Here is a 19300-nt window from a genome sequence, read left to right on the forward strand (position 1 = left end):
AGATAGGAGCTACCTACAGGATAGATGACTCATTTGGCGGTATGGTAAACTACAGGATTACACCCAACCTTAGATTAGGTTATGCTTACGATCATATCGTATCCGACCTTAATGTAACCACCCCTTCTTCGCATGAGATCATGCTTTTGTTTGATTTGAACTTCCCGAAGAAAGTATCCCGTTCACCACGTTATTTCTAACCTAAAAGCGATCAAGAAAGATGAAGAACCTATATATCAGTTTAAGTTTTATGCTGGCAGCGCAGTTTGCCATGGCACAAAATAAAGACACGGAAAAAGCAGATAAACTATTCAGCCGTTTTGAATACATTGATGCTGCCGACGAATACATGAAGCTTACCAACAAAAAAGACCCTTATGTTTACAGGCAACTTGCTGAGAGTTACTACAACATGTTTAACAGTAAAGAGGCCATTAAGTGGTATGAAAAAGCTGTTAAATCTAAGCAGGACTCTGAGATTTATTACCACTATGCCCAGATGCTGAAAGCCGAAGGCAGGTATGAGGAAGCTAATGCACAAATGCTCACTTTTGCCAAAATGGCTCCTAAGGATCAAAGAGCAATCATATTTATGAAAGATCCTGATTATTTGCCTAAACTAAAAAGTCAAACTAAGCTTTTTGACGAGCAGTACTTAGACATTAGTGATAAAAAATATACCGATTTTGGCGCTGTATTAAACGACGACAAATCTTTTTACTTTACCAGTACACGTAACACCGTTCGCAGAAAATATGGCCGTAACGAAGAACCATATCTTGATTTATATGTAGCTACTTATCAGGGAGACGGTAAATTTAGCAGCCCTGAACCGGTTACTGAGATAAACAGTAAATGGCACGACGGTCCTGCAACTATTACAGCCGACGGCAATACCATGTACTTTGCCAGTGAGAGTTTTAAAGAAGGGAAGTTTGAGAAAGACAACGGTCAGCAAACCGGACTACTTTACATCTTTAAGGCGACCAAAGTAAACGGAAAATGGGGTAATGTAGAGGCTTTACCGCTTAACGACAAGCGTTGGTCATCTGCTAACCCATCAGTTAGTGCCGATGGTAAAACCCTTTATTTCTCTTCAAACAGAACAGGTTCTATGGGTGAAACTGACATTTGGAAAGTAGACATTAAAGGGCCTAACTCATACGGAAAACCGGAAAACCTGGGGCCTAAAGTAAATACAGAAGGTAGGGAAAGCTTCCCTTACATAACATCAGACAATAAACTTTTCTTCTCTTCAGAAGGGCGAAAAGGCTTTGGTGGTTATGACGTGTATATGATAGACTTAAACAGTGACGGCGAAGCTATTAATCTGGGAGACCCTATCAATACTCCTAAAGACGACTTCTCATTCACCTTTAACGCTTCACAAAACGTTGGTTTCTTTGCCAGTAATCGTTTAGGGACAGATAACCTGTATATGGCTACTCCTATTTGTGGTGTAGAGGTTATTGTAACAGTAAGGGACAAAAAAACCGGAAAAATTATTCCGGCAGGAAAAGTAGCTATACTTGACGACAGAAATAACGTAATTGAAACCAGAACAGCCGATGCAAACGGTAAAGTTACCTACAGTGTAGACTGCGATACTGATTACACAGTACAGGCATCAATAGAAGGCTACAAAACCGATAACTTCCCGGCAGAGAAGAAACATGGTGGTGAAGTTGTCGTAATGGCCGATCTTGAACCGCTAGACGATCTTATAGTAGGCGACAGGGTAGTACTAAACAGTATCTATTTTGAATACGATAAAAGCAACATTACTCCTCAGGCAGCCTTTGAGCTAAATAAACTGGTGGATGTAATGAAGTCATACCCTGAAATGGTTATAGAGGCACAGGCACACACCGATAGCAGAGGTAGTGATGAGTACAATATGAAGTTATCTGAACAAAGAGCAAAATCTGTAATGCAGTATGTTGTATCACAGGGTATATCCAGAGAAAGGATAACCGGAAAAGGTTATGGAGAAACCATGCCTAAAGTAAATTGTGGCGACAATTGTACCGAAGAAGAGCATGCTAAGAACAGACGCAATGAGTTTGTTATAATAAAAAGATAAGCCGTTCTAATTTAACAGATGGTTAAAAAAAGCAGCCCCAAGTGGCTGCTTTTTTAATATTTAACCTTTTTTTTATAAATTATTTGCACAGGTATACTTTACATTTTGGTAACGCTTTAGTAATTTTGCCATGCATTTAACTTCAGCATTATTTATGCCTTTACACCTAACTGAAATAGAACGTGTAAAAACCATCTCAAAAGAAGATTTTTACAATAACTACGTGAAAAAGCAAAAACCTGTAGTAATTGAACAATTAACTCAGGATTGGCCTGCTTACGAAAAATGGAAACTGAATTATATTAAGGATTTAGCCGCAGACAAGACTGTACCTCTGTATGACGACCGTCCGGTTTCTCATAAAGACGGATTTAATGAAGCACATGCCGAAATGAAAATGTCTGAATACATCGATCTTCTTCAGTCAAAGCCAACAAACTATCGAATATTTCTATATAACCTGATGAAGGAAGTCCCTTCGCTTCAAAAAGACTTTAAATGGCCTGACTTAGGCTTAAGACTTATAAAGCAGTTACCAATGCTGTTTTTTGGCGGAGAAAACTCAAAAGTGTTTATCCATTACGATATTGATTACTCTAACATACTGCATTTCCACTTTCATGGTAAAAAAAGGTGTATTCTTTTTGCCCCAAACCAAACTCCTTATCTGTACAAAGTACCACATTCATTGATCTCAAGAGAAGATATTGATTTTGATAATCCGGATCTTGAGAAATGGCCGGCACTACAACATGCCGAAGGACTGGTAGCAAATCTTGAACACGGGGAAATGCTATATATGCCCGAAGGTTACTGGCATTACATGAAATATGTAACTCCGGGATTTTCTATGAGCCTAAGGGCACTGCCAAGAAAAATAAGTAACCTGTCTAAAGCGGTTTACAACATATTCGTAATGAGGCATTATGACAACTTTATGCGACGATATAAAGGACAGGCGTGGATTGATTACAAAAACGAAGAAGCTGTTAAACGAACACATAAAAAGCTTAATATACCGATATAAAAACAGTAATCCCGTTCGGCAAGAATGGGATTATTTTTTTACCTTTAAGCACTAGCCTCACTATTTATGCACAAAACCTATACTGTTGAAGAAGCCAAACGAAAACTGGAGCAATACTGCGCCTACCAGGATCGTTGCCATGCAGAGGTTTTACAAAAACTAAAAAGCATGAATATGATTTCGCAGGCATGTGATGTTATTATTACCCATCTTATAGAACATAATTTCCTTAATGAGGAACGTTTTGCCAAAAGCTTTGCCCGAGGTAAATTCAGAATTAAAAACTGGGGGCGTATCCGTATAAAGAATGAGCTTAAAGTCAGAGATATTACACGCTTCAACCTTGAAGCAGCCCTAAAGGAAATACCTGACGGAGAATATATTGAAGCTTTTCATTCCCTTGCCGAAAAACAATGGGACAATATTAGGGAAACTAACATCCAAAAGAAAAAAAAGAAACTTTTTGACTTCCTTATACGTAAGGGTTTTGAGAGTAATTTAATTTATGATAAACTCAGTGAGTTAGCTGCTCAATCATAATTTAAATTGTCTTAACAAAATGTTAAATAAAATTTATTACCTTAGCAGTCCCCACAAATATATGTTAACGTAAAAATCCCCTAGTGCTATGAGAACAAGAATTCTTTTGGCCACTCTGCTTGTTGCGGCCTTTTGTTACGGACAAGAGTTTAACTTCAAAGAACTGAATACCAAGGGTAAACAACTCATGTTTACCAAACCTGACAGTGCTATCGTATATCTTAAAAAAGGTATGCAGGAAGCCGAAAGGATTAAAGCCCATGATACCATTTTTGGTGATTTATACCATTTGCATGGTATACGCGACCTTATGCTAAATAAATTTGATTCGGGTATAATCTATTTTAAAAAAGCTGCAGAATACAACAAAAACTATCCTGACAAACAGGTAAGGTCATTTTGTAATATTGCTATATGTTACAGAAACTTAGGCCAACTTGACAAATCAATAAAACAATTAAATGAAATACTCAAGTCAGGTAAACAAACTGAAAAAACACTTGCTATAGTATATGGCGAACTAGCCTCAAACTATATGCAAAAGTTTGAAAACCAAAAAGCCATTAACAGTCTTCTTAAAGCGATAGATGTTTTAAAGGAGATGAAAGACGATTCTGAAGTATACCCTATAAAGCAAAAGCTGGCTAACATTTATATGTTACAGGGAAATTATGAATTTGCTATCGACCTGTACGACGATTGTATTGCCGGATTTAAAAAAAGAGGTGATAATAAAAACCTATCATACACTTACCTAAATAAAGCAGAGAGCCTTATACAACTTAACAAACTGAATGAAGCTAAAGAGAACCTGAATTTAAGTATTAAATGGCTAAAAGAATATCAGGACATATCGGTGCTTGGTGTAGCCTATTCTAAAATAGGGCATATAGAAGCTCGTGAAGGAAATGAAGCCGAAGCTCTTGCCTCATACGAATATGCTATGGAAAACCTTAGCGCTTCAAATTCGCCATATATTATAAGGGTAGGTATTGAATATATTAACCATCTTAACCGAAATAAAAAGTATAAAAAATCACTGGTAGTTATTGATCAGGTTAAAGAAAGTGAAGCCTACAAGAGCATTAACCTTGAAGACAAAATGTATTTCTTACAGGCAATGGCAGACACTTATAAATTTACAGGTAGTTATAAAAAAGCAACCGACAATTATACCGAAACTATTATACTGAAGGACTCTATCGCTACAATGGATAAGGAAAATGCCCTTAACGAAATACAGGGCAAGCTCCAAAACGAAATACAGCGCGAAAAAAATATAGCCCTTGCCAACAGCAACAAAGCGCTTGAAGAAAAAATAACCAAAAACAAAATTATAATCTGGCTTAGTATTATAGGGAGCCTTATAATCATCATATTAATACTTACCATATTAAGATCAGCCAAACTTAAAAACCGACTGCAAAAAGAAGCCCTAAGGACTATTGCAGCCGAAAAGAACTTACTGGAACAGCAGAGCCAGTATGACAAGGAAATTTATGAAGCCCAAAAAGAACGCATTACAGAAAAGCAAAGAGAGCTTACATCAAGTGCGCTTAGGATGGCAAACCTGCAGGATAGCATAAACGACATTATAAACAAATGCCTTCGCAAGGAGATTATAAATATTAATGATGTAAGAAAGGAACTCCAGCTGCTAACCAAACAAAAAGACTACTGGAAACAGTTTGAAACACGTTTCAATAAAGTACACCCTAACTTTAATCATTCGCTGGCAGAGAAGTTTGACAACCTTACGAAAAATGATTTAGAGTTCTGCTCGCTTTTAAAACTGAATTTAACCAACAAGGAAATCGCATCCCTGTTACAAATTTCGCATGAAAGCGTAATTACTAAAAAATACAGAATTAAGAAAAAGATGAATATTCAGGAAGATATAGACTTTGAAAAGGTGATTATGGAAATTTAGACGTCTTTTTTCTTACACTCATCACTATCCAAAATATAGACAAGAATAAAATACTGAAAAACAACAACCTAACACTTAAAAAAAACAATCCTGTCTATAGTTTGTCTATTAAAATTTTGTTAAAAACAAGGGTCTATGCCTTACATTTGTAGTATACAACTCGACAAAGTGATTCATAAATCCGACGAGTGGTAGTTTAGTAAAATAATAGTTCTTGAAAATTTCCTGCTTTATATTACTAAATAACTGGTGCTATTTTGACCCATGATATGAAATACACGCCCCGTATTTTATGTTAAAAAACCCAACACCGGTGATTGCAACGCCCCTGTAATCATTGGTGTTTTTTTGTAAGACACTACCTCTAATACAAGTAATCCCCTAACTCACTATAAATTATGACAAAAAATAAAGAAAACTTCTCAAAAATTTAAAATAACAAGCTATTATTTATATTATATTTTACGCTATTTTCTGATTATTATACAATGTTTCGCGCATATTAGTATTTAGATTATAAATAAAATACTTGTTAATTAAAATATAAACAAAAATTCACCCCTACAACCATAAATAATTATATATCAGTATATTTGCCCCGATTTAAAAGCTAAATAATTATTTATTATTTGCGCTTAACGAATTGAATTTTAATTACAAGAGGTTATATAAAACAACTACCACTAACTAAAAAGTAAATGGTTAGTTTTTAAAGCATATTATGGGTTCTTAGTCCCGTAATGTTTAGTAATTTTTTAGTTGGATGCAAGGAACCCCCTACTCAGTAAGGGGTTTCTTTTTTTATTTAGAGACCAGTATACTAACTGCATTACCGCCAAAGCCTACAGCATTCACCAGTATCTTTTTAAGTTTTTTATCCTGAATAAAAGGAACATCTTTAGCAAACGGAACATTTATAAACTGTTGTTTGTTAAGCATCATTACGGCAAGCTCAAGGCTTAATAACCCCGAAGCACCAAACGTATGCCCTATTTTCCATTTATTAGTAGTAATTAACGGTAACTTATCGTCAAAGAGTTTTTTTATGGCATTAAGCTCAGAAAGATCACCCTTTATAGTTCCCGGCGCATGCATTACAACAGCATCAATCTCACTTTTATCAATACCTTCCATAGCCATAAGCATAGACTTTTGCAAACAGTCGGCATCAGTAGATATGGAAACACTGTGTTTTAAAATCTCTGTAGAATAGCCTATACCCTCAACATAAGCAAGAGCATTTTCTTTTTTACCTGCTTCCAGGCATGCAATTGCTGCACCTTCACCAAGCACCATGGTATTCATCTCTTTTTCCATGTCAAGCGCGTGGCAGGGATATTCTTCTTTTTGGGTAGAATATATTTTCATAGCCCGCATTTGAGCAATAGTAAAAGGCGTAAGCGGCGCTTCACTCCCTCCTACCATAAACTTATCAGACATACCTCCTCTTATCCATGCCACGCCATTAAGAAGCGCATGCAAAGCTGTAGAACAGGTTATGGAATGCGAAATATCGGGTCCGGTACTTTTAAGGTCATGTGCTACCCACGATGAGATATTCCCTAGAGTGGTAGACGGCGAAGCCTGAACTCCCGCTTTACCGGTTTCAAGAAATTCCCTGTAGTGATTCTCAAATAATTCGGTTGCACCTCTGGAAGAACCAATGTTAATCCCGAAAACGTCTCCTTCCTTCCATCCTGCCTCTTTTGCAGCAACTCTCGATGCCAGTATAGCAAACAGTACCGACTTGTCCAGATTCCTGTATTTAAGATCTGACTCTGTCAGTTGCACTATCTTTTCAGTAAGTTCATCGGTAAGTTTTGCTGCCGGAACACGCTTTCCGCCTATTTCTGTATATTGGATTTTTGTGCTTGTTTGCAGATAATTTTCCCATACCTGTTGGGCAGTATCGCCTAACGGTGAAAGGGAAGCTATGGAAGTTATGGAAACAGGTGTTGCCAAAATAATAGAATTTGCCTGCAAAAGTAAGGCAAACAATAAAAAAAACCGAGGATTAACCCCGGTTTATATGTTTTAGCTCTGCTTTAGTTTTTAAACTATTTCGTCTATTGCCTGTTTCACAACATCATAAACCTTAGTCAGTAGTTCATTGCTTATAATATATGGCGGAAGTATATAGATGATATTTCCTACAGGCCTTAGTATCACTCCGTTTTCAATAAAGAAATTATAGAGTTTATTCCTAAAATCACCATAGTAACTCTCATTACCGTCACGCTCAATCTCAAAAGCCATTATAACACCCAGTACACGGGCATTGATAACCCTTGGATGTTTTTCAATCTCGGCTATAAAATCAAGATGACTCGCATTAATACGCGTAAGATTGGCTTTCATCTCATCTGTAAGCAACAGTTCCAGTCCGGCTAGTGCTGCCGCACATCCGGTTGGGTTAGCAGTAAAAGTATGTCCGTGAAATAAGGCTTTGTTTATATCATCATCATAAAAACCTTCAAAAAGCTCTTCGGTAAAAGTGGTTATTGCCATAGGTATGGTCCCGGCTGTAAGTGCTTTGGAAAGACACATCATATCGGGCTCAACGGTAAGATAATCACAGGCAAATATTTTCCCTGTCTTACCAAAGCCTGTCATCACTTCATCGGCAATGGTGAATACCCCATACTCTTTACACACTTTAATCAGGTTATCAAGAGCTTGTGGTTCATACATCACCATACCCGCTGCTCCCTGAACCAAAGGTTCAAATATAAATGCCGCATATTCTCCGGTAGCTGCCAGTTTCTTTATGGTAGCCAAACTCTTTTCCTCTTCTCCCTTGACAGGTACAGGAACACGAACCACCTCTACAAGCGATCCTTTAAAAGCTTCGGTAAAAAAGGAAATACCACTTGCTGCCATAGCTGCAAAGGTATCACCGTGAAAAGCCTCTTCAAAAGCCAGTATCTTGGTACGTTTCTCACCTTTATTAAAATAATACTGAAGCGCCACTTTAATGGCCACTTCTACAGCTGTCGATCCGTTATCTGAAAAGAACATCTTCTTCTGGCTACTTGGCAGTATCTCCACCAGTTTTTCCGAAAGCACAACCGCTGGCTCATGTGTAAACCCACCAAACAGCACATGCTCTAATGATGTTAGCTGTTTATATATAGCATCAGCCACATGCTTATTGCTATGCCCGTAAGGGTTAACCCACCACGAAGCAATGGCATCTATATATTCTTTTCCGTTCTCGTCCCATAAAAGGGCTCCTTCACCTTTTACAATCCCTATAGGTTTTGCAGCAGTTTTATGTTGTGTATAAGGGTGCCACAGGTGTTTACTGTCGCGCTCTGTAAGCCCCTTTGTATTTTTAATGCTCATGTTATAAGTTTTTTAGGTTTTCCCTAAAATCGTCGGCATATTGCAACACAACGTTTTTATCAAAGTAAGGTTCTTCCTCTATACGCCCTATCATTTTTATACTGGTACGCTTTAACACCACTTCTTCGGTTGAAGGAACTTCAGTTCCGTTAAAAATAATTCCGGCTACCTCTATCCCCCTGTTTTTTAATACCTCAAGGGTTAACAGGGTATGATTAATACTCCCCAGATAATGACGTGATACTATGATTACCTTATAATCAGGCTGAATCAAATCGACTATAGAATCGGTATCATTTAAAGGAACTAGTAATCCTCCGGCACCTTCAATAACCAAATGGTTTTTGGTAGCAGGCTCTTTAACCTTTTTCAAATCGATGGTAATACCGTCTATCTGAGCTGCAAGGTGCGGACTCGCAGGTGTATTAAGTGTATAGCTATTAGGGTGGATAACCGTTTTATTGTTGGTTAAATAGCGTTCAATTTTATGACTGTCTGAATTATCTAAATCGCCGGCCTGTACAGGCTTCCAGTAGTCGGCTTCAAGGGATTCGGTTATTATGGACGATGCTATGGTTTTACCTACATCGGTACCAATACCGGTTACAAATAGTTTCATTCTATATTAAATTCATTTCCGCAGTTATTACAGCGGTATTAGTATTTCGTGTAAAACGGAAGTGCCACCGCTATAAAAGTAAAAAGGAATGCAAAAAGCGATTTTATATCCTTAATGGTAGTACCCAGTTCAATTTCATGACTGCTACACTTGGGGCAGGTTAAAGGCTTGCCCTGGTCATCAAGCGAATAGCGGCTAACATCCTGTAAAACTTCTGTTGCCCTTTCTTTATCCTTAAGACGTACTAACAGCTTTACCCCGCCTATAGCGTTACTCACCAACGGATCGGTATCAATCGTATTATTGTCTTTCATGAAAACCTCAATACCTTCGGCTTCCAGCCTCCCTTTAATAATAATCGCTTCAGATGAATACTGAAACGATGCTACTTTTACAAAGGTGTTTTCCATATCACAAATTTATTAAATAAGCTTTCCACCACCGAGGCAGCTCGATTTTTTAAGGGTTTTAACTAAAATACAACAGTAATTTTAATAAAACATTACCAATACAGCGCTATTATATTAGTTAATTTTGACAATCTCCCAGCTAATTTAACACGTTTTTACTTATATGAACACTGCTAAGGTACCGGCTTACATAAAGTCTGTTTACATATCGCTGCTTATTATAATTATCATATTCTTTATGGTAATGGCCAAGCCTATATTGGTTCCGCTAGTTATATCGGGCTATATTGCCATGTTACTTACTTCCTCCTGCAACTGGCTGGAACGCAGAAAAGTGCCACGATCTGTAAGTGCCGCAATATGCCTACTGATATTCGTTTTTGTAATATCGGGGCTGTTATTATTTATTTACACTCAGGTTAAGGGCTTTGTTAACGATTTAGGAGGAGATCTTTACAACAAGGTAAATGCTTTTGTGATAGAAGCCAATGCCTGGTTTGATAAACATATAGGAGTCGATTTGGGTATGAGAAACGGTTTTGAGATTAAAAAGGCTGTTGAAATGGTACAGACAGATGAAGCTCCGCCTACCCAAATACTATGGTCTACCATTAGCATGCTGGGCGATATAATATTACTACCTGTTTACGTTTTCTTCCTGCTGATATACAGGGATCACCTTGCTGTTTTTGTGGCTAAGGTTTTCAGGAAATCAGACAGTGACGAACTACTGGAAAAACTCACATCAATAAGAAAAATTGTATATGCTTATATGTCGGGAGCAGGTAAAGTAATGGTAATACTCGCCATTGCTAATACCGCTGTATTATTTGCCCTGGGTATTGAACACGCTATCTTTTTTGGGGTGCTGGCAGGGATACTTAACATCATCCCTTATTTGGGTCCGTGGATAGGGGTAACACTGCCTTTGTTGTTCTCTTTAATAACCAAAGACAGCTTTTTTTACCCTGCCGCCATATTGGTATCGTTCACATTCATCCAAATGCTTGAAGGCGCTTTCCTTACACCAAAAATCACCGGAAGTAATGTTAATCTTAATGCCCTTATTACCTTTTTGGGACTGCTTATTGGCGGAGCGATTTGGGGCGTTGTGGGAATGATTATAATAATACCGAGTATTGCCATACTAAAAAAGCTTTTTGAGATGCACGAAGACACCATGCCTTATGCCTACCTGTTTGGCGAGGAAGACAATAATTGGTTCAAAAAGCGAACGAGAAAAAAACGTAAAAAGCAGGAAACCGTTACAGATGAAGAAGCTCCCGGAGCTTAGTAAGTACCTGCGTTATTTCCTGATGCTTTGTATAACTATGCAGGCAGAACCTTAATCGTTCCTGTCCCTGTGGTATAGTTGGTGATAATATAGGTTTTACATTATACCCTGCCTGCTGTAGTGACTGTGCTATATTTTTAACTTTATCGTTACCCGAAACTATAGCACAATGTATAGCCGAATCACTTGGTATAAAGAGTTTAGCTAAATCAAGTCTGTTTATTTCCTTAGCAAAAAAAGCGATATTTTGTTTCAACTGGTTTTGAGCTTTCCTGTTTTTTTCAAGATACTGGTAAGCTGTATAAATCACGGCAAGCGAATGTGGCGGTAAAGCTGTAGTGTAAATAAAACTACGCGCAAAGTTTAAAAGATACTCCCTTAAACCATTTGGCCCCAAAACTGCTGCACCATGACAGCCAAGCCCTTTACCAAAGGTCATGATACGGGCAAAAACCCTGTCTTCATACCTCATTTGCTGTATAAGACCTTCGCCCTTATTACCAAAAACACCCAGCGCATGAGCCTCATCAATTACCAGCCTGCAGTTGTACTTTTCGGCAACAGCCAAAAACTTTTCAAAATCAGGACTGTCACCATCCATTGAGAAAACCGATTCGGTTACTATATACACCTCGGCCTCTCCACGTTTGTGCCTGCCTATAAGGTTTTCTATATGACAGGGATCGTTATGACGAAACTTAAATGATTTGGCATTACTAAGCCTTAGCCCATCTCTTATGGAAGCATGGATGTATTCGTCATACAACACCACGTCATCCTTTTGCGGAACGGAAGAAAAGAACCCCACATTAGCATCATAACCCGAATTGAATACCAATGCTGAAGGACTGCTATGAAATTTGGCTATAAAAGCCTCGGTATCTTTATAAAGTGCATGGTTACCGCTTATTAGCCTTGAACCAGTAGCACCGTTGCTAACCATATTAGCAGAAAGAAGATATTGGTGTGATTGTTGGAAAATTTCATCAGATTGTGAGAAACCCAGATAATCGTTTGAAGAAAAATCTACCAATCCATGAGCTTCAGTTAAAGTACGTAAAGCATTAGCCTCTTTTCGTTGCTGTAGCTTGAGTTGTAAGGATTTTGGTAGTTTTTCCATATCTCAAAAATACGGAAGATTATGCAGCACTATGCTTCAAAAAAATATTGTTTTTTGAAAATTAATTATTGTTTTTCAATAATTTATATATATTTGCATAAACAAACCAATCAACTTTACCTACAATGAGCAAAATAAAAATATTAAACTGGATACTTAAAGGTCTTATTCTCATAACCACGCTAGGAATAGCATTTACACTGTATTTATATTCTGCAATACAACATAGTCACTCAGCAGATTACTCAAAACTAATCCCTGTTTACTACCGCTACATAGTAGTGGTAAAAGGAATACTGTTCCTTTCTTCTATGATATACCTACAGGGATCAGTAAGTTCTTTTATCAAACACAATTTCTTTAATCCCAAAAGTGTAAAATACCTGAAGTATAGCGGAGTTTTACTATTAGTATACAGCCTTGCAGGAATAGCTTTCACCATAATTTTTGTCCTTGCCAATAACTCTTTAAAAGACGGGTTCCCGGATATGGATAGCATGGCATACCTTTTTAAAAGTAATAGTCATATCGCTACACTGATTATAGCCATCGGGATCTTTATAGTAGCCGACATAGTTAAATCAGGGGTTACTATTAAACAGGAAAACGAATTAACGATATAATAAATACCATGAAACGACTTTCAGTACTGAAAACAATTATTAATATATTATTTGCCCTTGCAGTAATACCGGCAATATTTGGCCTTCCTTTTATTTTAATGACAGCTATAATGCCCGACAGGATTCCGTTTTCCCTTAACGGTGACGGAGATAAGTTTGCCAACATACACGGTGCAGAACTGATAATAGCACTGCTTGCCGTATACATATCTTATGTATTATTGGTTTACGCAGTATACCTGTTTAAAAAGGTACTGGAAAGTTTTAAAAAGAAACGCTTTTTTGACGAGGCGGTAATTGTTTCCTTTAATCAAATGGGAAAAGCCATAATACTAAGCTGGATTATAGGCACATTACCTACAGTATATTTTTCCCTTTTGCAGGGCAAAGCAAGCGTAAGCCTGGGCTTTAACACCTCATTATTCACACTGGGCCTTGGTTTCTTTTTTATCGTGCTTAGCGATATTTTCCTTATGGCAAAACAACAAAAAGAAGAAAACGACTTAACCGTTTAAACAATTACTATGAAAAACTACATAATGAAACATATAAATGTTATTATTATCGCATTAAGAATACTACTGGCCGTAGCAGCAATAATGGCTATATATAACATTGGCGTTGGAATATTTATGATTATAAAAAACAACCGCGAATTATCTCATGACTTTTTAAATCAAACCTTTAATCTACCTGAGTACACCATAAGCGAAGAAACACAGCTGGCAGGTATTTTTGCAATTCTGTACGGTAGTTTTTTAGCTTACCTTATATACGGCATTAAACGTTTTTACAAGTGTATAATTAAGATAAAAAGCGGTAAAATGTTTTATAACGACCAAGGGGAAGACTTTAAGAAAGCAGGTGCTGCGGTAATCACTTTCGCCAAAGCAAAATTTGTACTATACAGTTGTACCGCACTTGTATTACACTTTGATATACCGTTTTTATTCAAACAAATTTTACCGTTTTTAGGATTATACCTTACAGGAAAACTCCTTTACATTATGGCCTATATGGCAGAAAAAGGAGAATTTATACAGGAAGAAAACGAACTAACAATATAAGCCTATGCCTATTATCATCAATTTAGACGTTATGCTGGCAAAGCGAAAAATGCGCTCTAATGAGCTCGCCGACAAAATAGGTATAACAACAGCTAACCTTTCCATACTTAAAACAGGAAAGGCTAAGGCGATTCGTTTTAGTACACTGGAGGCTATCTGTAAGGAACTGGATTGCCAGCCCGGAGATATTATGGAGTTTATAGACGAAGAAAACGACAGTAATCAATGATATATTTGCTATTTCTTATACCAATATTAGCTACTGTGATATCGCCAAAACGGTTTCCCTTATACGCTACAGTGTTTATTAGCATGTATGCGTTTTATGGATATCTGTGGATTGATGACCACTTTCACTATACCGGAAAAGCCGGATGGAGAGGTTTTGGCATATTTATGTGGACCATGTCAACTGGACTATTTTATTTTGCAATACACACCCTGTTTATATTTTTTGGATGGCTTAAGGAAAATAAAAAAATGATGTGGACACATATAGTAGGACTTATACTATTTGCTATTCATATTATAGCGATGTTTTCTTAAAGCTATAAATCAACCCATTCCTTATTTTGCGGATCTGTAGCATCCAGCAAATCAGTATTGAGTTTTACCGCTAACTGACGCCCCATTTCTAAAGAAGCTTCAGGATAACCGTTTGTATATATCGTAAAGTGTTTTGAGGCATTGTGCCATACATTTACATCATAAACATAGCCACTGCTATCGGTACGTCCGTCTCCATCACTATCTTTAGACCATGCCTGCCTGAATACCGATATATAGTCAATTTCAGGTAATTCAATCCATTTACCGGTTTTAAAAGGACCTACAACAATCTCTTTTTTATACTTCCTGTTTTCAAGATCAAAATAAACGTTGTTTATAGTAGAGAACTTAAGAGCATACCCAAACGTAATTATAGAAAGCGAAATAATAGCAATAATACCTTTAAAAGATTCCATACTAAAGTCTAAAAGCAGGCTAATAACTGCAATAAGAAATAACCCAACGGTTGCTGTATAAAAAAGGGCTGCAATTATGGTTTGCCAAAACGGACGTCTACCCTCACTTATAATAACATTATCTAAAGTTTTCTCCATAAAACAAGTATAATAAAAAAGCCCTGTAGTACTACAGGGCTTTCAATTTATATCTAAAAATAATTAAGATTTAGTCAACTAAGATAATCACCTTGTTATCTTTCATTTCCAGCGTACCGGAATTTACAGACAGAAGGAATTTCTGGTCTTTGTCTGACTTCACAAACTTTCCGCCAAAAGAGTTGTTACTCTTAAAATCAGAAACTTCGACTTTTATGTCACCAGCTGCAAGTATCGATACGATATTAGCGTGGTGGTTTAACATCTGGAATTCACCATTTACTCCCGGTACAGTTACTGATGTAACTTCTCCTTTAAATAAATGGCCTTCCGGTGATACTATTTCTAATAACATAGTTTAAAGTTTTGAGTTTAGGGTTACGTGCTTAGCGTTAACGGATAAACCATGAACTGCAAACCCGAAACCCCGAACTTTTATTATGCCTCGCTTAACATTTTCTGACCTGCCTCGATTACATCTTCGATGGTACCTTTAAGGTTGAAGGCAGCTTCCGGTAGGTGATCCAGTTCACCATCCATAATCATGTTAAATCCTTTGATTGTATCTTTAATACTTACTAATACCCCAGGGATACCTGTAAACTGCTCTGCTACGTGGAATGGCTGAGAAAGGAAACGCTGAACACGACGAGCGCGTGATACTGAAAGTTTATCATCCTCACTAAGCTCTTCCATACCAAGGATAGCAATAATATCCTGAAGTTCTTTATATTTCTGAAGTATCTCTTTTACTCTTTGTGCACAGTTGTAGTGCTCATCACCTAAGATTTGCGGAGTAAGGATTCTTGAAGTAGAATCAAGAGGGTCTACCGCCGGATAGATACCAAGCTCAGCAATTTTACGTGAAAGTACTGTTGTAGCATCAAGGTGGGCGAAAGTTGTAGCCGGCGCCGGGTCAGTTAAGTCATCCGCAGGTACATATACCGCCTGTACTGAAGTAATAGATCCTTTTTTAGTCGAAGTAATACGCTCCTGCATAGCACCCATCTCTGTAGCAAGAGTTGGCTGATAACCTACCGCAGATGGCATACGACCAAGAAGTGCAGATACCTCAGAACCAGCCTGAGTAAAACGGAAGATGTTATCTACGAAGAAAAGTACGTCTTTCCCCTGTCCGTCACCTGCTCCATCACGGAAATACTCAGCAATTGTAAGACCTGAAAGCGCAACACGTGCACGTGCTCCAGGTGGCTCATTCATCTGTCCAAATACGAATGTAGCCTTAGACTGCCTCATACCTGCTTTATCTACTTTAGAAAGGTCCCAACCACCATTCTCCATTGAGTGCATGAAATCGTCACCGTATTTGATAATACCAGACTCAAGCATCTCACGAAGAAGGTCATTACCTTCACGTGTTCTTTCACCTACTCCTGCGAATACAGAAAGACCACCGTGACCTTTTGCAATATTGTTAATCAACTCCTGAATAAGTACCGTTTTACCTACTCCAGCACCACCGAAAAGACCAATTTTACCACCTTTTGCATAAGGCTCAATAAGGTCAATTACTTTAATACCGGTAAATAAAACTTCTGATGAAGTTGACAGATCCTCAAATTTAGGTGCCTGACGGTGAATAGGTAAACCATTCTCACCCTCTTTAGGCAAATCACCAAGACCATCGATAGCATCTCCAACAACATTAAATAAACGTCCGTAAACGTCTCCGCCAATAGGCATCTGGATAGGATTACCTGTTGCAACAACTTCCTGCCCTCTGCTTAATCCGTCAGTAGAGTCCATGGAAATAGTACGAACAGTATTCTCACCTACGTGAGACTGTACCTCCAGTACCAGTTTTGAACCATCTTTTTTAGTGATTTCTAATGAATCATAAATTTTTGGAAGCTCAGCGTTTTGGGTGTTAAACACCACATCTACAACCGGCCCGATAATCTGTGCAACTTTTCCTATTCCTTTAGACATTGCTTATATATTTATTTAACAGCTATTTACGTTTCCTGAAAAAACCTCTTTTTTTCGAGCGCAAAGATAGTTTTTTCCAAACAAAATATCCAATTTATTTTTTGCATTTTTTGCAACAAAAAGCCTGATTATTAAAAATACACTGTATTTATCCCTTTATACAAGGTTTCATTTATGAATTTCAAAAAGAAAAATATTATCTGTATACATTTCCAAAACCATCAATAAATCTGCGTTAACTGATTTTACAGTCTTCCCTAAAACAAATGAATATATTTACTAAAAAGCCGCTAAGAAAATCTTAGCGGCTTTTCAATACTTTTATTTAAAGATTACTCTACCGTAACCGATTTTGCCAGGTTTCTTGGCTGATCCACATTACAGCCTCTCATTACCGCAATGTGGTAAGAAAGCAACTGTAACGGTATTGTAGTTACCAGTGGCGAAAGCGCATCTGAAACTTCCGGGATCTCAATAACATGATCTGCTAAATCCTTCACCTGAGTATCTCCTTTTGTAACTACAGCGATAATTTTTCCGCTACGCGATTTAATTTCCTGTATATTACTTACAATCTTATCATAGTGTTCCTGCTTTGGCGCCACAACAACAACAGGCATTTGCTCATCAATAAGAGCAATAGGCCCGTGCTTCATTTCTGCCGCAGGATAACCTTCTGCATGGATATACGATATCTCTTTAAGCTTTAAAGCTCCTTCAAGCGCCACAGGGAAGTTATACCCTCTACCTAAGTAAAGGCAGTTTGAAGCATCTTTATAGGCAGCTGCCACTTTTTGAGCAACATCATTAGTTTGAAGTGCCTCTTCCACTTTTTGCGGAATTAGCTCCATTTCCTGAAGGTATCTAAAGTAGTCTGATTTTGTGAGCGTACCTTTAGCATTCGCCAAACGTAAAGCAATTAGTGTTAACACCGTAATTTGTGTTGTAAATGCTTTTGTAGATGCTACACCAATCTCAGGACCTGCGTGAGTATAAGCCCCTGCATGCGTCTCTCTCGAAATAGAAGAACCTACCACATTACAAACTCCAAATACAAATGCTCCGTTCTCTTTTGCCATTTTGATAGCCGCAAGCGTATCGGCAGTTTCACCCGACTGAGATATTGCAATAACAACATCATCTTTGTTTATAATCGGGTTTCTGTACCTAAACTCAGAAGCATATTCTACTTCTACAGGGATACGTGCAAACTCCTCAAAAATATATTCGGCTACTAAACCTGCGTGCCATGAGGTACCACAGGCAACAATAAGTATCCTGTTTGCATTAAGGAATTTTTGAAGGTTATCTTCAACACCCGCCATTTTAATAATACCGGTATCTGCATGAAGCCTACCTCTGTAAGTATCTTTAATTACATTAGGCTGCTCATAAATCTCTTTAAGCATAAAGTGGTCGTAACCGTTTTTCTCTATCTGCTCAAGGTTCATTTGCAGTTCCTGAATATAAGGATCTACTAAAGAGTCATCTTTAATTTTTCTAATTTTAAGCTCTTTTCCAAGCCTTATCACCGCCATTTCCTCATCTTCAAGATATATGGCATTTGAAGTATATTCGATAAAAGGAGAAGCATCTGATGCGATAAAGAACTCATCTTCACCAACACCAATTGCCAACGGACTACCTAAACGGGCAGCTACAAGCTCATTTGGTTTCTTTTTATCAAAAACCACAATAGCATAAGCACCTACCACCTGGTTTAAAGCTACCTGAACAGCTTTACCCAGTTTAAGGTTATCTTTCTTTTGCACATCTTCAATCAGGTTAACCAATACCTCGGTATCAGTGTCTGATTTAAAAGTATACCCTCTTTTAATAAGTTCTTTTTTTAAAGGCTCGTAGTTCTCAATAATACCATTATGTATTATTACAAGCTCTCCCGAGTTAGAAAAGTGCGGATGTGAGTTCACATCGTTTGGCACACCGTGAGTAGCCCACCTTGTATGCCCCATACCAATAGTACCGGCAGATGTTCCCTCTTGTTTCGCTCTCTCTTCTAAATCTGAAACTTTACCTTTTGTTTTGGAAAGTTTAAGGTCGTTCCCGTCGTAAAGAACAACCCCGGCACTGTCATACCCTCTATACTCAAGTCTTTTAAGACCTTTAATAATAATTGGATATGCTTCTTTGTGTCCTATATAACCAACAATTCCACACATAATTTTTAA

General features: G+C 37.7%; 20 protein-coding genes. 11 read left to right on the forward strand and 9 right to left on the reverse strand.

The genetic code is table 11. The annotated features are described in order from the left end of the window. From Q763_RS03570 to Q763_RS03590, 5 genes are all read left to right on the forward strand, one after another. Nucleotides 1-200, forward strand: a 200-nt coding sequence (locus Q763_RS03570; RefSeq protein ID WP_035131322.1) for a type IX secretion system membrane protein PorP/SprF, incomplete at its 5' end; no start/stop codon positions are given. A gap of 20 nt (nt 201-220) precedes the next feature. Continuing rightward, nucleotides 221-2083, forward strand: a complete 1863-nt coding sequence (locus Q763_RS03575; RefSeq protein WP_035131325.1) for an OmpA family protein — start codon at nt 221-223, stop codon at nt 2081-2083. A 154-nt stretch (nt 2084-2237) separates the two neighbouring features. Next, the gene (locus Q763_RS03580; protein WP_035131327.1) at nt 2238-3110 is read left to right on the forward strand and encodes a cupin-like domain-containing protein; all 873 of its coding nucleotides are present in this window, start codon (nt 2238-2240) and stop codon (nt 3108-3110) included. Between the two features lie 66 nt (nt 3111-3176). After that, nucleotides 3177-3650, forward strand: a complete 474-nt coding sequence (locus tag Q763_RS03585) for a regulatory protein RecX (RefSeq protein WP_035131329.1) — start codon at nt 3177-3179, stop codon at nt 3648-3650. A gap of 88 nt (nt 3651-3738) precedes the next feature. Continuing rightward, a complete protein-coding gene (locus Q763_RS03590) occupies nt 3739-5580 on the forward strand; it encodes a tetratricopeptide repeat protein (protein ID WP_035131331.1) in 1842 nt (613 codons plus the stop codon). 801 nt (nt 5581-6381) lie between these two features. On the opposite strand, the gene Q763_RS03595 is transcribed toward Q763_RS03590, so the two are convergent. The 4 genes from Q763_RS03595 to Q763_RS03610 form a co-directional block, all read right to left on the reverse strand. Beyond that, nucleotides 6382-7542 (reverse strand): beta-ketoacyl synthase N-terminal-like domain-containing protein, encoded by a 1161-nt coding sequence (locus Q763_RS03595; RefSeq protein WP_035131333.1) that lies wholly within the window; start codon nt 7540-7542, stop codon nt 6382-6384. A 90-nt stretch (nt 7543-7632) separates the two neighbouring features. Continuing rightward, nucleotides 7633-8925, reverse strand: a complete 1293-nt coding sequence (gene bioA / locus Q763_RS03600) for an adenosylmethionine--8-amino-7-oxononanoate transaminase (protein WP_035131335.1) — start codon at nt 8923-8925, stop codon at nt 7633-7635. 1 nt (nt 8926) lies between these two features. Beyond that, nucleotides 8927-9544, reverse strand: coding sequence for a dethiobiotin synthase (gene bioD / locus Q763_RS03605; RefSeq protein ID WP_035131337.1), 618 nt, complete (start codon nt 9542-9544; stop codon nt 8927-8929). A 38-nt stretch (nt 9545-9582) separates the two neighbouring features. Then, nucleotides 9583-9954, reverse strand: coding sequence for a putative signal transducing protein (locus Q763_RS03610; RefSeq protein ID WP_052123209.1), 372 nt, complete (start codon nt 9952-9954; stop codon nt 9583-9585). A 163-nt stretch (nt 9955-10117) separates the two neighbouring features. On the opposite strand from Q763_RS03610, the gene Q763_RS03615 reads away from it, so the two are divergent. Next, nucleotides 10118-11248 carry an AI-2E family transporter gene (locus Q763_RS03615; RefSeq protein WP_035131338.1) on the forward strand — a complete coding sequence of 377 codons (1131 nt, stop codon included), beginning with the start codon at nt 10118-10120 and terminating at the stop codon, nt 11246-11248. On the opposite strand, the gene Q763_RS03620 is transcribed toward Q763_RS03615, so the two are convergent. Further along, on the reverse strand, nt 11220-12368 hold the full coding sequence (locus Q763_RS03620; RefSeq protein WP_035131339.1) for an aminotransferase class I/II-fold pyridoxal phosphate-dependent enzyme: 1149 nt from the start codon (nt 12366-12368) through the stop codon (nt 11220-11222). The two genes, Q763_RS03615 and Q763_RS03620, sit on opposite strands and share 29 nt — an antisense overlap. Nucleotides 12369-12493: 125 nt before the next feature. Here Q763_RS03620 and Q763_RS03625 point away from each other — a divergent pair, with 125 nt between their 5' ends. Genes Q763_RS03625 through Q763_RS03645 form a run of 5 tightly spaced genes read left to right on the forward strand, consistent with a single transcriptional unit; the run spans nt 12494 to nt 14604 of the window. Further along, complete coding sequence (locus Q763_RS03625; protein WP_035131340.1) at nt 12494-12991, forward strand: DUF2975 domain-containing protein; 498 nt, start codon at nt 12494-12496, stop codon at nt 12989-12991. Nucleotides 12992-12999: 8 nt separating this feature from the next. Next, nucleotides 13000-13506: a DUF2975 domain-containing protein gene (locus Q763_RS03630; RefSeq protein WP_035131341.1), complete on the forward strand. Its 507-nt coding sequence runs from the start codon at nt 13000-13002 to the stop codon at nt 13504-13506. Nucleotides 13507-13515: 9 nt separating this feature from the next. Continuing rightward, a complete protein-coding gene (locus tag Q763_RS03635) occupies nt 13516-14058 on the forward strand; it encodes a hypothetical protein (protein WP_035131342.1) in 543 nt (180 codons plus the stop codon). Nucleotides 14059-14062: 4 nt separating this feature from the next. After that, complete coding sequence (locus Q763_RS03640) at nt 14063-14287, forward strand: helix-turn-helix domain-containing protein (RefSeq protein ID WP_035131343.1); 225 nt, start codon at nt 14063-14065, stop codon at nt 14285-14287. Further along, nucleotides 14284-14604: a hypothetical protein gene (locus tag Q763_RS03645; RefSeq protein ID WP_035131344.1), complete on the forward strand. Its 321-nt coding sequence runs from the start codon at nt 14284-14286 to the stop codon at nt 14602-14604. Before Q763_RS03640 ends, Q763_RS03645 begins: the two co-directional genes overlap by 4 nt. 2 nt (nt 14605-14606) lie before the next feature. On the opposite strand, the gene Q763_RS03650 is transcribed toward Q763_RS03645, so the two are convergent. The 4 genes from Q763_RS03650 to glmS form a co-directional block, all read right to left on the reverse strand. Continuing rightward, nucleotides 14607-15161: a hypothetical protein gene (locus Q763_RS03650; protein ID WP_035131346.1), complete on the reverse strand. Its 555-nt coding sequence runs from the start codon at nt 15159-15161 to the stop codon at nt 14607-14609. Nucleotides 15162-15231: 70 nt separating this feature from the next. After that, nucleotides 15232-15516, reverse strand: a complete 285-nt coding sequence (locus tag Q763_RS03655; protein ID WP_035131348.1) for a F0F1 ATP synthase subunit epsilon — start codon at nt 15514-15516, stop codon at nt 15232-15234. Between the two features lie 83 nt (nt 15517-15599). Then, the gene (gene atpD / locus Q763_RS03660) at nt 15600-17111 is read right to left on the reverse strand and encodes a F0F1 ATP synthase subunit beta (RefSeq protein WP_035131350.1); all 1512 of its coding nucleotides are present in this window, start codon (nt 17109-17111) and stop codon (nt 15600-15602) included. Nucleotides 17112-17443: 332 nt separating this feature from the next. Continuing rightward, the gene (gene glmS, locus Q763_RS03665; protein ID WP_035131352.1) at nt 17444-19291 is read right to left on the reverse strand and encodes a glutamine--fructose-6-phosphate transaminase (isomerizing); all 1848 of its coding nucleotides are present in this window, start codon (nt 19289-19291) and stop codon (nt 17444-17446) included. Nucleotides 19292-19300: the final 9 nt, after the last annotated feature.

It is taken from the genome of Flavobacterium beibuense F44-8 (genome assembly GCF_000769915.1).
In the GTDB taxonomy this organism is placed as follows: domain Bacteria; phylum Bacteroidota; class Bacteroidia; order Flavobacteriales; family Flavobacteriaceae; genus Flavobacterium; species Flavobacterium beibuense.